Genomic DNA, 14,004 nt, shown 5'->3' with positions numbered 1-14,004 from the left:
CGGGTGGCCTCGCGGAAGCGGAGGTCGTCGAGCGGAGCGCTGTGGGCTGGTTGCTCCTCGAACCGCTTGCTGGGGACCGGCTCCGCTGCCGCGCCGGCGGGGCGCTCGTTCACGCCGCGGAACCCGCCTGGGCCGATTTCGAACCACCGTCGAACTGCTTCCGCAGCAGCACTGAGCCGGAAGAAGAAGGAGCGACTCGAAGATGAGCGGTACAACGTGGAAGGGTATCCGGCGGCAGTCGCTTGCGCTCGTGTCGATGGCGCTCGCTGCGCAGGCCGTGACCGCTCGAGCCGAGGACGGAAGCGAGCGACTGGCGCGCCTCGAGGAGGCAGTGGCGCGAATCGAGGCGCAGCTCGCCGAGCTACGGGACGAATCGCCGGCCGGGCATCGGGACGTTGCGGAGCTCGAGCGTCGGATCGCGCTGCTCGCCGAGGAGATCGCGCGCCTCCGCGCTGCCGGAACGAGTCCCTCCCAGCCGCGGTCATTCTCGCTCGGCGGCTACGGGGAGGCGCGCTACGAAAACTTCGACAGCAGGACCGGTGCGGGGGTCACATCCGGGAAAGAGGACAGGGTCGATTTCACGCGGCTCGTGCTCTACATCGGCCATCGGTTCGGGGAACGCTGGCACCTCACCAGCGAGATCGAGTTCGAGCACGCTCTTGCCGGTGACGGCGAACCGGGAGAGGTGGCGATCGAGCAGGCGTACCTCGGGTACCGGGTGAGCGACGAGCTCGAACTGCGCGCCGGGCTGCTGCTCGTCCCGCTCGGTTTCATCAACGAGATGCACGAACCGCCCACCTTTCCGAGCGTGAACCGCCCTTCTGTCGAGCGCTACATCATCCCCGCCACCTGGCGAGAACTCGGGGCCGGCCTCTCAGGTGGCGGCGAGCGGCTGCAGTATCGGGCGTACGTCACGAGCGGCCTCGACGGGGCCGGTTTCGGCACGCTTTCGGGCCTGCGCGGTGGCCGGGGCTCCGGCGCGGAGGCGCGGGCGGCGGACCTCTCGCTTTCCGGGCGGCTCGACGTGGCGGCGGCGCCGGGCCTGACGATCGGCGCTGCCCTGTTCGCCGGCAAGACCGGCCAGGGGCGCCTGGACACGAATGGCACTCCGATCGCGGGGCGCCTCGCGCTGTACGACCTGCACGCCGAGTGGCGCTTCCGCGGGCTGCGCGTGCGGGCGCTGTGGGCCGCCGCCTCGTTGGGCGACGCGGATCGGCTCGCCGCGCTCGCCGGGGAGCCGATCGGCTCGCGGATGATCGGCTGGTACCTCGAGGCGTCCTGCGACGTCCTGTCGTCGAGCCGTCACCAGCTGTTGCCGTTCGTGCGGCACGAGCGGTTCGACACTTTCGACCGGAGCCCGGCCGGCGCGGCGGTGCCGGCCGGCATGGAGCGCCGGGTGACCACGTGGGGCCTCGCGTGGAAGCCGATCGAGGAGATCGCTCTGAAACTGGACCGGCAGGATTTCGACGGGCCGGATGGAGGGGTCGACCAGTGGAACCTCGGCATCGGGTTCGTGTTTTGATCGACGCCGGCCTGCTGCTGTTCGCGACGGCTCTACTCTTCGCGGCACCACCGGCGGCAGCCGCCGTGCCGGCCGAGGTGCGGGAAGCGCTCCGGAGGCTCTTCCCGAAACCGGTGCGGATCGAGGAAAGGACGCTGCTGATCGACGATTCGACCGCGGCCGCGATCGCCGAGCGTGGAGGCGGCGAACCGCCCTCCCGTATCGCCACCTGCTTCGTCGCGCACGCAGGGGCGGAGAAGACGACGCCACCGCTCGGCTACGCCTGCCTCGACACCCACGTTGTGCGGACGCTGCCGGAGACGCTGCTCATTGCGTTCGATCGTGACGTGACGCTTCTCCGCATCGACGTCCTCACCTTCGACGAGCCGGCTGATTATCGCCCGCGACGCGCCTTCCTCGATCAGTTCGAGGGCCGGGGTCGGGAAGAACGACTCGATCTCCGGCGCAACATCCGGGCGATTTCGGGGGCAACCCTGTCCTCGCGGGCGGTCACCGAGGCGTCGAACCGGGTGCGTGTCCTGATCGAGCGCCTGTTGTTGGGAGGAGAGGGGCGATGAGCCCCAAACTGCGCGCAGCGCTGATCGCGATCACGCTCGCGACCGCACTCACCGGCGCCGCCTTCGTCGGGATGCGCGAGCTACTCGAGAACGACGACCCCTTTTCCGCTTACAACCACCCACTCCAACCCTGGGCGCTGGCGGCACACGTTGTTCTCGCGCCGGCGCTGGTGCTCTTGTTCGGCTGGGTCTTGGGCGTGCATGTCGTTCCACGGCTCTTCGGACCGGGTCGGGCGAGGCGGCGCACCGGCCTCGCGAACCTGATCATCGGGTTGACGATGATCGCCAGCGGCTACGCGCTCGAAGTGGTAACGATCCCGCCGCTCCGTTTGACGCTGGCCTGGGTGCATGGGCTGAGCAGCGCCGGGTTTCTCGTCGCACTCGGGCTCCACGCGAGGCGTCCCTCCCGCAAGAACGGTTCTCGCAGGCGCGGTCTCGTGGTTTCTCGCCGGTCGAGATCCGCGCCAGCTTCTGCGAACGAGAAGGCGCAGGTGCCCTCAGGCCTGGCGTATCCGCGTGGCCTTCCTCCACAGAAGCCATGTCATGAACACGAGCGCGCCGAGCGAGACGATCTGAAGGACGCCACGGGGGGCCCAGTCCGGGAAGAGCGGCAGCGGGAGCTGGAAGACCATCAGCACCGCGATCACGATCCCCATGATCGCTTCGCCCGCGACCAGGCCCGAAGAGAAGAGCAGTCCGCTGTGAATCATCTTGCGGCGGCTCTCGGCGGGAAGTCCCTGCCGCTCGGCTCCCTTCTCGACGAGGAGATAGACGATGCCTCCCAGCAAGATGGGCGTGGTGACCGTCCATGGGAGGTACATCCCGACGGCTAGCGGCATGGCATGGAGCCGGAACTTGGTCCCCGCGGGCGCGAGCAGGAAGGTGTCGATGACGATCGCGGCGATCCCCACGGCGGCGCCGGCGCCGACGAGGGACCAGGGCAGGGGACGGTCGGAGAACAGGGTGCCCACCAACTCCTTGAACATCATCGCCTGCGGAGCTTTGAGCGGTGCGACCCCCTCCCGGACCGGTTCGCCGATCCCATAGGCGTGGAGCAGCAGCGACATGACCGGGGCGATGATGAAGGCGGGAGCGATCGTTCCGGCGACCTCGGCCCACTGCTGCCGCCGCGGGGTGGCGCCGAGGATATGTCCGATCTTGAGATCCTGGCAGATGTCACCCGACGTGCACGCGGCGCAGCAGACGATTCCCGCGACTCCGAGTGTGGCGAGCATCCCCTCGGCCCCGGTGTAGCCGAGCACGAGGAGCAGGCCGGCGGTGACGAGCACGGTGCAAATCGTCATCCCGGAAACGGGACTGTTCGACGAGCCGACGAGACCGGCGATGTAGCTGGCGACGGCCACGAAGAAGAAGGCCAGAACCAACATGGCTGCCGTCGTGACCACTGTGGTGATCACGTGCCCGGTCATCGCGTAGTAGACGCCCGCCGTGAGCACCACGCAGCCGGCGATGAGCAAGGCCAGCCAGCGACCGGTGATGTTCTGTTCGGTCCGCGGCAGGAGCGACTGGTCGTCGCGTCCCGATATCCCGTGAATCGCGCTGCGAAGGCCGGCCGCGATGCTTCCGGAGACCTTGATGAGGGAATAGATGCCGGCCACGACCATCGCACCGATTCCGAAGTAGCGGATCTTCTTGTCCCAGATCTCGGCCATCACCCAGGCGGTCGTGTCCCCGTTGATGTCGGCCCCCCAGGCGAGCACCGGAATCGCGCCCAGGAAACTGATGGCGCCGCCCAGGAACACCAGCAGGGAGACCTCGAAGCCGACAATGAAGCCGACCGCCATGAGCATCGGTGAGATGTCGATGCCGCCGTAGATGGCTGTCCGGCCGATCCGGACCGCTTTCTCCACCGATCCGCTGAAAAACCCGAAGACCGACACCAAGACCTTGAACAGCCCTCCGATGCCCAGCGCGGTGAAAATGCCGAGCATGTCCTCGCCGCCTCGGTCGCCGGCCTTGAGGACTTCGGCGCAGGCCACTCCCTCGGGGAACCTCAGCTCGGGCTGTTCGATGATCATCGCGCGGCGGAGCGGGATCATCATCGTGACGCCCATCACCCCGCCGGCCATCGCGATCAGCGTCGTTTCCCAGTAGTTGAAGTCCGCCCACACGCGGAGGAGCACGAGGGCGGGCACCGTGAAGATGATCCCGGCCGCCAGGCTCTCCCCGGAGCTGGCGATCGTGTGCACGATGTTGTTCTCGAGCACCGTCCCCCGTCGCAGAAGCCCGCGCAGCACTCCCATCGAGATCACCGAAGCCGGAATCGCCGCGCTCACGGTCATGCCGGCATAGAGGCCGACGTAGATGTTGGCGGCGCACATGAGGAAGCTGAGCACCAGGCCCAAGCCCACGGCCTGGATCGTGGCTTCCGGGATGCTCTTCGACGCGGGAACGTACGGCTCGACGGGCAGACTCATCGATCCTCCACAGCGTTCCTCGGACAGCGGTAAGCGGCTAATCTGCCGCAAATCGCCTTGCCTGTAAACCCTTGCCGCCTTCTCAGACCTCCATCAGGTCGGCCTCGCTCGATCGGGTGTCGTACAGGGCGAACGTCGACCGTCCCGTGAGCCCGCCGAAGAGCTCTCCGGGATTCACCAGGAGGGTGCTACCGGTGGATGTGATCTCGGCCCGGTGGGTGTGGCCGAAGCAGACGACGTCGTAACGTCCCGCGGCGGCGAGGGCGCGGGCGACGGCATCGAAATGGTGAAGGGCGCACCGGCGTCCCCCGAGCTCCAGCTCCGCGAACTCCCCGTGCAGGTTCACGTGGTCGAAGCGGCGGGCGCACTCGGAGATACGGAACGTATCTCCGTCGTTGTTCCCGAAGACGACATGGATCGGCCCCCGGAAGCCGCGGCCGATCCGGTCGATCACGAACGGCGAGCAGAGATCGCCGCAGCAAAGGAGGACATCGGCGTCGAGCCGGGCCAGCGCCCGATCGAGCGCGGACAGATTGTCGTGGATGTCGGACATGACGGCGACCTTCATTGCGGGATCCCTCCATCGGCCGAACCGCGCTCCCCGCCGGAGGCGGCGACGAGCATCGCCGAGGCCGACAAGGCCGTGACGAGGGCGGCGGCGCGGAACGCCAGCGCCATTCCGGCGGCGCGCCACAGAAGCCCGAAAAGCACCGCGCCGGGCAGCGCGAGCATCCCGTGAAGCAGGTGGTACAGCCCGAAGGCGGTCGCCCTCAAACGGCCGGGCGCCCGGTCGCCGACCAGGGCGCGTTCGGCGCCTTCGGTGAGGGCGGTCGTTCCGGCAAAGATCAAAAAGCCGATCCAGACGGCGGGACCCGGCGGCATGGCGGGCATGGCCGCGAGCACGGCGACGCGGGCGGACCAGCCACCGATCAGGAGGGGGGTGCGCCCGAACCGGTCGGACGCCCGCCCCGCGGGGTAGGCGACGGCCGCGCGAACGAGGTGGGCGGCGGCCCAGAGGAGCGGCACCCATGCCACGCGCACCCCTCCCTCGTGAGCCCAGAGGACGACGAACGCGTCGGGGACGCTGGACAGCGCCAGACCTCCCGCCGCGACGAGAAGGCCCTTCAGCCGCCGGTCGAGGAGCCGCCACCGCAGAGGGGCCGGCGTCGACCCGGCGGGAGCCAGGCGCGAGCCGGCCGGGACCCCCCGGAGCACCGCGGCGACCACGAGCAGCCCGGGGAGCGCGGAAGCCAGCACGACCCGCCGGACACCCCATCCCGCCTGCAGGAGCGCGAAGCCGGCGATCGGTCCCAGCATCGCCCCGGCATGGTCCATGGCCCGGTGGAAGCCGAAGGCGCGCCCGCGAACGCCCTCCGGTACCGCCCGCGCGATCAGCGCATCCCGCGGCGAGGTCCTCAGCCCCTTGCCCACGCGGTCGGCGAGGCGCGCGGCCGCCACCTGCGGCCAGGCCCAGCACAGGCCGATGAGCGGTCTGACCGCGTTCGACAAGCCGTAGCCCCCCGCGACCAGGGGGCGGGCGGCCACTCCGCGGTCGGCGAGGCGGCCGGACCACAGCTTGAGGAGGGAGGCGGCGGTCTCCGCGAGTCCTTCCACGAGCCCGACAGCGGTCGGACCGGCGCCGAGGTCCACGGTCAGCAGCAACGGGATGAGTGGCGTCACCATCTCCGAGGCGACGTCGTTGGCGAAGGAGGCCACGCCGAGGGCGATCACCGAGCGCGGGAGGACGCGCGCGCCGAGCAGCTCCCGGATCTTCCGCGGCAAGCTTCCCCGGCCGGCCATCAGGGCTCGCGGGCTTCCCGGGGGGCCGGCTTGGCCCGGTACTTGCGGCGGAGGCGCTCGTGCCGGTTGTCGAGATCGATCTTCCGTCCCTCGATGAACAGCAGCGTCACCCTGCGGCCGAGGTGGTCGAGCAGGTCACCTTCCGACACGACCAGCGTGGCATCCTTGCCGGGGTCGAGGGAGCCGAGGCGATCGGCGAGGCCGAGGATCTCCGCCGGGGAGAGCGTGATCGCGCGCAACGCCTGCTCGCGCGGGAGCCCGTAAGCGGCCGCCAGCCCGGCCTGGAGAGGGAGATTCCGCTGGTCCCACGGCGCGGCCGAAAGGTGCGCGATGGCGAAGCGAACCCCGGCCCGGGCGAGCCGCGCCGGGAGCTCGAACGCCTGGTCGTACGGATCGTCGCGGTGCGCGGGAAGGGCGGCGGTGCTCCCGGTGACCACCGGTACATTCCGCTCCCGAAGGCGCTCCGCGACCGCGTCGGCCTCGCGCCCGCCGACGATGACGATCTGGAGGCCGAACTCCTCGGCCAGGTCCAGCGCCTGCTCGATCTGGCGCACGTCGTTCGCCCGGACGAAGACAGGCCGCTCCCCGCGGACGTAGGGGCGCATCGATTCCCAGCGCACGTCCACCGGCTGCTCCTCTCCGGCATCGCGAGCGGCGTCGTAGGCCCGCGCGGTCTCGAACGCGTCGTGCAGGCGGGACAACGTCTCGCGCTGTCGCTTTCGCTGTTCCTCGAGCGGCGGTGCCCCCGGGCCGGTCCGCAGTCGCGGGCCCGGCCAGTTGACGAACAAACCGCCCGGATCGAGCAGTCCCGCGTCCTCGCGGGTCCAGCCGTCCAATTCCACGACGAACGAGCGGCCCGAGATCAAGCCGCCTCGGGGTGCCACCTGCGCGACGGCGATGCCGTGCACCCGCACGGTGGGGATCAACTCCGAGTCGGGATTGTAGGCAATCGCCGCCCGCACCTCGGGCGTCAGCTCGCCGACCTCCGACGTATCGTTCGTGGCGCGCACGGCCCCGATCTCGCTCAATCCGAGCGTCGTGTCGAGCGCGATCAATCCCGGGTAGACCTGCCGGCCGGCGATGTCGATCACCTCCGCCCCTTCCGGCGCTTCGAGTCCCCGCCCGATCGCGACGATCCGCCCGCGATCGAAAAGCAGGTCGGTGTGCTCCAGAACGCCGTGGGAGACCGTGTGCAGATCGCCGCCGCGCAGCAGGATCGGATGGTCCTGTGGCGGGGCGGGGGCGATGTCGTGCCCCGCCGCGGGCACCGCCGCCAGCGCGAGAACCGCCAAGGCCGCGCCGCTACCGCGCATGCCACACGTCCACGACGTCATCGCAATGCCACTCCGGTTCCTCTTCCGGGCCGGTTTCCCGCCGGCCCTTCCCCTGGCGCGCCGGCGCGCCCGCCCGCAGCGCCTTCTGGATCAACGCTTCGCGTTCCGCACGGATCTTCCGGCGCTCGGCGAGGTCGCGCTCGCGCGAGAACAGCTCCATCCCGTCGACGAAGGTCGTCTCGACGCGGCTGTAGACCGACAGCGGATTCCCGTTCCACACCACCACGTCGGCGTCCTTGCCCTCCTCGAGACTGCCGATCCGATCGTCGACGCGGAGCTGCCTCGCGGGCGCGATCGTCACCATCGCGAGCGCTTCCTCCGGTGACAGCCCGCAGTACATGACCGTCTTCGCGGCCTCCACCGGCAGCCGCCGCATCGTCTCCGGCGAGTCGGAGTTGATCGAGGTGACGACGCCGCGGCGGTGCATCAAGCAGGCGTTGTGCGGGATCGCTTCGTAGACCTCGAACTTGTACGCCCACCAGTCGGAGAAGGTCGATCCGCCCGCTCCGTGCGCGGCGATTTCCGGCGCGACCTTGTATCCCTCCAGCACGTGCGTGAAAGTCCCGATCCGAAAGCCGAACTCCTCCGCGAGCCGCATGAGCATCAGGATCTCGCTCTGGACGTAGGAGTGCGCATGGACGAGCCGTTTGCCGTCGAGAACCTCGGCGAGGGCTTCGAGCTGCAGGTCGCGGCGGGGCGGCACGGTACGGCGCCGCTTCTTCTCGGGCAGCGCCCGGTAGCGCCTCCACTGCTCCTGGTAGCGGCGCGCGGCGAGGAGGGCGTCGCGCATCACCGCCTCGACTCCCATCCGAGTTTGCGGGTAGCGCGTCCGGAACCGGTCGCCCCAGTTCGACTGCTTGACGTTCTCTCCGAGCGCGAACTTGATCGTCGGCGCGGCCGCGGCGAACTTCAGATCCTCCGCCGGACGGCCCCATCGCAGCTTGATCACCTGCGATTGCCCCCCGATCGCGTTGGCCGATCCGTGGAGCACGAGAGCCGTCGTGACGCCGCCGGCGAGAGCGCGATAGATCGAAATGTCATAGGGGTTGAGCACATCCGCGATGCGCACCTCGGCGGTGACGGAATGACTGCCTTCGTTGACGCCTCGAGAGACCGCGATGTGCGAGTGGGCGTCGACGATCCCGGGGGTGACGTGCCGGCCGCGGCCGTCGATCACCCTCGCGCCGCGCGGCGGCCGGAGTCCGCGGCCGATCCGCGCGATCCGGCCCTTGTCGAGCAGGATGTCGGCGTCCTCGAGCGTGCCCCGGTCCGACATGGTCCACAGCGTCGCATGCCGGATCAGCACCGTCTCCGGCTCGGGGAGCCGCTCGAGGCCGAAGGCGACCGGGGGTTGGGTCAGGCGCGAAACGAGCGGTGTCTCTTCGGACGAGGGTTCGGCTTCCCGCTCCCCTGCGGTATCCGGCTCCTCTTCGAGCGGCGTGATCCCGGCCGACTCCGTCGTGCCGTCGGGCAGCGTGACGCTCGCCACCGGCGGCTCGCGGCGCGCGTCGAGCACGACGCGGAGCACGCCGCCGAGCGGTTCGACGGCCGCGGCGAAGAAGAGCCGCTTCGGCTCGAGCCTCAGTTCGCGGAGCTTGGCGGGGGTCTCCGCCCCTTCCCAGCTCAGCGTGCCGGAAGGCTTCGTCGGCCGCCCGCCGATCTCGAGCGTCAGATCGCGCCCCCCGGCGACGAGCCGGTAACGGCCGCGGAAATCCCGCTGGTCGAGCGGGACGATGCGCCGCGCGCGCCGGCCGCCGATCCAGACCTCGTGGAACGGCACCTCGTCCCGGAACGGATCGCCCCCGGCGATGACGAAGTCGGCCCGGCGGCCCGGCTCGAGCGTGCCGGCCACGCCGTCGATCCCGAGGATCTCGGCGGGGACCGTGGTGAGCGCAGCGAGCGCCGCCTCCTCCGCCAGTCCCGCCCGGACGATTTTCCGGAGATTGTCCCAGAACCGCTCTTCCTTGCGCAGCCCGTGCGCGGTGAAGGCGAACCGCACGCCGCGGCGTGCGAGCTCCGCGGCGTTGCGCGGAGCGCGCTCCCAGTGGCGGAGCTGCGCGAGCGTGACGTCGCGGGCGTCCTCGGCGGCTGCCACCGGCGGCACCGGCGGCAGCGAAACCGGCAGGATCAACGGCCGGCCGAGCGCGGCGATGGCGTCCGCCTGGCGGTACTCGTAGCCCGAGCCGACGAAGACGGCCGCAAGACCGAACTCGGCGGCGAGGCGCGCCGCGCGCAGCAGCATCAGCTCGTCGGTGGTCTCGAAAACGTAGGACGGCGCCGGTTCGGTGAGGGCCTCGAGCGCGCTGTTGAACTCCGGCCGCGGCTGGTTCGGGTCGAGCGCATAGGCATCATGGGCCTGCCGGTACCAGCGGGCGTCGAGCAGTGTCTGCCGGATCAGCGCGATCGAGCCCATCAGCGAGCTCGGGTACGCTTGCCGGGAGGATCCCTTGTCGAACGAGAGGAATTGCGGCCCGTCCGCGACGAGGAGGGTCTCGTTCGGTGGCCGCGCCGCGAGCGTCGCTGCGAAGCCGCGTCCCCGGAAGATTCCGTCCAGCCGCACGGCGCCGACCGCCGTGACTCCCCGCTCCAAGTACGGCTTCGCCTGTTCCGGGTTCGGGACGAACCGATCGGCCCAGCGGATCTCCGCGTGGATCGCCTCGTTCCAGGCGGAAGGCCCTTGCCGCTCCGCCTCGTACCTCGGGGCGGATGGTTTCTCCGGCGCGGGGGCGGGCGCGCTCGGGGGCAACCCGTACTCGGTGTAAGGGTCGATGAAGCCCGGGTAGATCGTCTTCCCGGCGAGGTCGTGGACCGCGGCGCCTGCGGGTGGCGTCCGCATCGGCCCCGCATAGGCGACGCGCTCCCCCTCGGTGAGCAGCAGCCCGTCGTCGATCGCCGTCCCCGGCGCGATCACGATCCGCGCATGGACGAAGGCGTGCCTTTCGGGATCGTGGGGACGCAGTCCCAGCGGAGGCGCGGTTCCGGTGACCGATGCGGGGACGGGGCTGGCCAGTCCGACCAGGACGGCGAGGGTTGCGAGTCGGAAGGCGCGCATGGGGTGCCAGCATACCCCCGATCGCCGCCGCGCCGGCGCTGGGAGGGGCCGGCGGGCGCGGGTCAGGCCGGCGTCCCGGCCGGTGATCGCCGGGAAGGAGGATCCGGGAGGGCCGCCTCGGACGTCACGGCCGGCGGCGGGCCGTTCAACGAACGAAGGGCGGCGGAGCCGATGCCCGCCGCCCTCCGGCGAATTCCCGTCCAGCGGTCAGCTCGCGGACTTGGCGCGGGCGGACACCGCTTCGCCGTACGCCTGCAACCGGGAGACCGCGTCGGCGCTGTCGGCGGTCGCGGTGATCACCACTCCGCCGTCGGTGCGCTCGACGGTGTGCTTGACGCCGGGGGCCTTCAACGGGCACCGGCTGCACCCGGAGGAGACGGGGCAAGAGCCCATGCGCTTGACGATCTTGTCGAGCGTCGCAGGATCGTTCGAGGCGACCGCGATGCGGACTCCGTTCGGGAGCTTGGTGACCACCGGGGTCACCCCGGAGACGCCGTAGAAGACGTCGGTCGCCGCGGTGCTTTCGAACGACGTTCCCGTCGCCGCCGCTGCTTTCGCCTGGTCGGCCTTCCCGCAAGCGAGGCCGGGTCCGGCGGCAACGAGCGCCAGGGCCAGGACGGTCAGAGCGAGCTTCCTCATCGTGTCTCTCCTCCCGGTCCCGCCTTCCGGGGACCCGGGGTCGGATGCGCCCCCGGGCCCGGAGTCGCCCCTCCATGGGGCCGGCGCCGCGGCGGCTAATCGGCCCCGAGTATACAGTTCGCCGGCGCCGGGCGCCGGAGAGGCACGGCGGCCTCCGGTGGGATCCCGATGGCGAATCGAGCGGAACGGGGCGGTGGCCCCGGAACGAAAGCGGATCCGGCACCGCCACGGTCTGGCGGCACTCCGCCGGACCCGGGTTCCGGCGAGCGGGCGGCCGGTCGGCCGGTTCCGCTGGCGGTCTTTCGGGAGAGCGGTGCGGAGGCGCGCCAGCCGGAAAAAGCGCCCGAGGCGGCGCGAGTGGGCGCCCAACCCCTCAAAGAACAGGGGGTTGGCGGTATCCGCCGGAGGGATCGGCGGGCGGCCTCGCCCCTCGGCCCGCCGGCGGGCCGCGTGGGCTTCCGCCCCGCTGGGAACGCACCTCGGATGGGCCGCCGTGCGGGGCGGGACGGCCGCGGCGCGGCGAGCGGCGGCACGGGCCAGCCGGCCTTCGCCGCGCTCCCGAGCCGATCGAGCTGAGAGGGCTTTCCGCCGTCCCTTTCGCCTCCGGACGGAGGGGTTCGTTCACGGGCCATCGGCACCCCGCCGGAGACGCCCGGTGTGACATCGAACGGCAAGGGGTTACATTCGGCCCCCTCGGCCAGGCCGGGCACGAACGGGAGGAGGCCTATGCGCGCGGTTCTGAGGGCCGCACGGATGCAGCGTTCCCCTGACGTCAACCTCAACCTCAACGTCCGCGGCATGGCGCCCTCCGCTACGGTCGCGATCAACGAGCGCCTCGACGAGATGCGGAGGGCGGGGCGAGAGGTCTTCAAGCTGGGCCTCGGCCAGTCGCCCTTCCCCATCCCGGAGCCGGTGGTCGAGGCCTTGCGGCGCCACGCGAGCGCCAAGGACTACCTCCCGGTGAAAGGCCTTCCGGAACTCCGGGAGGCTGTCGCCGAGAACCTCGCGCAGCGGCAGGGCGTCGTGAGGAGCGCGGAGCAGGTGCTCGTCGGACCGGGCTCGAAGGAGCTGATGTTCCTCCTCCAGCTCGTGTACTACGGCGATCTGGTTCTGCCGACTCCCTGCTGGGTCTCGTACGCGCCGCAGGCCCAGATCATCGGCCGGCGCAACTGCTTCATTCCTTGCCGCCGGGAGGACCGGTGGAATCTGACCCCCGAGCAGCTGGATCGGCTCTGCCGTGAGGACCGGGGGCGTCCGAGGATCGTCGTCCTGAATTACCCCAACAACCCCACCGGTGTCACCTACAAGCTCGACGAGCTCAAGCAACTCGCGAAAGTCGCCCGGGAGCATCGCGTGGTGTTGCTTTCGGACGAGATCTACGGGGAGCTGCACCACAAGGGGCAGCACGTGTCGATCGCCCGCTTCTATCCGGAAGGGACGATCGTCAGCAACGGCCTGTCGAAGTGGTGCGGCGCCGGAGGCTGGCGGTTGGGAGCCTTCGTCTTTCCTCCCGGACTCGGCTGGCTGCGGGATGCGATGGCGGCCGTGGCGAGCGAGACGTTCACCTCGACCTCGGCGCCGATCCAGTATGCGGCGGTCGTCGGGTTCAGGGGCGGGCCGTGGCTCGACGACTATCTGCTCGGCGCACGCCGCACGCTCCGCGGGCTCGGACGGTGGGCGAGGGAGGTTCTGGTGGCGGCCGGAGTCCACTGCGAGCGGCCGGACGGAGCGTTCTACCTCTTCCTCGACTGCTCTCCGCTCCGCGACCGCCTGGAGGCGAAGGGAATCCGCACCGACCGCGAACTCTGCGAGCATCTGTTGGAGGAGACGGGGGTGGGGATCCTTCCGGGGTCCGACTTCGGGCGGGGACCGGAGGAGCTGACCGCGCGGATCGCGTACGTGGACTTCGACGGCGGACCTCCGATCGAGGAGGCCCGAAAGCTTCCCAAGGGCTCGACACCGGGGGAGGATTTTCTCCGGCGCCACTGCGGCCGGACGGTCACCGCCATCGAACGCGTCGCGGAGTGGCTCGCGGGCTGAGAGCTACTCGAAGACGACGCGGATCGTGATCCTTTCCGCGACCGGCTTGTTGCCGCGCCGCGCCGGCCGGTACCGCCATCGCTTGACCGCCTCCACGGCGGCTTTGCCGAAGCCGAACGCGCGCGGGGGCTCCTCGATCACCTGGATGTCCCGGACGCGGCCGTCCACGCCGATGAGGGCGCTCAGGACGACGGTCCCGGTCACTCCCTGCCGCCGGGCGAGCCGGGGATAGACCGGCACGACTCGCGACTCCGGAATGAGTTCGGGGGGCGAGATCGCAGCCCCCACCGTGATCGGAGCCGGTGGGTTCGGGCTGGTTGCGCCGGGACCCGCTTCCGGAAGGGTCTCCGTCGCCCCGCCGGGCGTTCCGTGCTCTTTCGGTCCGCCGGGGTCCGGGGGCGTTGCCATCCCGGCCGGGGGCTCTGGGCGACCCTGGCGAGCCGCCTGGGGCGCCGCCGCACTCGGAGAGCCGGGCTCCGGTTCGCCACCGCCGTTCGGGGGGGAGGGGGCGGGCGGAAGTGCGAGGCCGGCATCCGGTGCCCCGCGGGCCGGGGCCGAGTCCGCGGGGGGCGCCGGCTCGCTCTCGGGCCTCGGCTCGGGCGCCGGCGGCTCAGCGGAGCGG

Annotated in this window: 9 protein-coding genes; 2 read left to right on the top strand and 7 right to left on the bottom strand. The window is 70.8% G+C overall.

Annotated elements, in window-relative coordinates; genetic code table 11:
• The first annotated feature begins 849 nt into the window (after positions 1-849).
• Positions 850-2,079, top strand: coding sequence for an FMN-binding protein (locus D6718_11670; GenBank protein RMG43675.1), 1,230 nt, complete (start codon positions 850-852; stop codon positions 2,077-2,079).
• Between the two features lie 497 nt (positions 2,080-2,576).
• Here the strand turns inward: D6718_11670 and D6718_11665 are convergent, their stop codons facing one another.
• The 6 genes from D6718_11665 to D6718_11640 form a co-directional block, all read right to left on the bottom strand.
• On the bottom strand, positions 2,577-4,517 hold the full coding sequence (locus D6718_11665; GenBank protein RMG43673.1) for an oligopeptide transporter, OPT family: 1,941 nt from the start codon (positions 4,515-4,517) through the stop codon (positions 2,577-2,579).
• Positions 4,518-4,599: 82 nt separating this feature from the next.
• On the bottom strand, positions 4,600-5,085 hold the full coding sequence (locus D6718_11660; GenBank protein ID RMG43672.1) for a metallophosphoesterase: 486 nt from the start codon (positions 5,083-5,085) through the stop codon (positions 4,600-4,602).
• Complete coding sequence (locus tag D6718_11655; GenBank protein ID RMG43671.1) at positions 5,082-6,317, bottom strand: MFS transporter; 1,236 nt, start codon at positions 6,315-6,317, stop codon at positions 5,082-5,084. The genes D6718_11660 and D6718_11655 overlap by 4 nt, the downstream gene beginning before the upstream one ends.
• A complete protein-coding gene (locus tag D6718_11650) occupies positions 6,317-7,630 on the bottom strand; it encodes an amidohydrolase (GenBank protein RMG43670.1) in 1,314 nt (437 codons plus the stop codon). Before D6718_11650 ends, D6718_11655 begins: the two co-directional genes overlap by 1 nt.
• Positions 7,620-10,703 carry an amidohydrolase gene (locus D6718_11645; protein ID RMG43669.1) on the bottom strand — a complete coding sequence of 1,028 codons (3,084 nt, stop codon included), beginning with the start codon at positions 10,701-10,703 and terminating at the stop codon, positions 7,620-7,622. Before D6718_11645 ends, D6718_11650 begins: the two co-directional genes overlap by 11 nt.
• A gap of 207 nt (positions 10,704-10,910) precedes the next feature.
• Positions 10,911-11,342 (bottom strand): hypothetical protein, encoded by a 432-nt coding sequence (locus D6718_11640; protein ID RMG43668.1) that lies wholly within the window; start codon positions 11,340-11,342, stop codon positions 10,911-10,913.
• Positions 11,343-12,095: 753 nt separating this feature from the next.
• Between D6718_11640 and D6718_11635 the strand changes: the two genes are divergently transcribed.
• Entirely contained in the window at positions 12,096-13,382 is a 1,287-nt protein-coding gene (locus D6718_11635; protein ID RMG43674.1) for an aminotransferase class I/II-fold pyridoxal phosphate-dependent enzyme, read from the top strand.
• Positions 13,383-13,385: 3 nt separating this feature from the next.
• On the opposite strand, the gene D6718_11630 is transcribed toward D6718_11635, so the two are convergent.
• Positions 13,386-13,790 (bottom strand): energy transducer TonB, encoded by a 405-nt coding sequence (locus D6718_11630; protein ID RMG43667.1) that lies wholly within the window; start codon positions 13,788-13,790, stop codon positions 13,386-13,388.
• Positions 13,791-14,004: the final 214 nt, after the last annotated feature.

The sequence above is a fragment of the Acidobacteriota bacterium genome (assembly GCA_003696075.1).
Lineage (GTDB): Bacteria > Acidobacteriota > Polarisedimenticolia > J045 > J045 > J045.
This window is presented reverse-complemented; position numbering and strand designations above follow the sequence as displayed.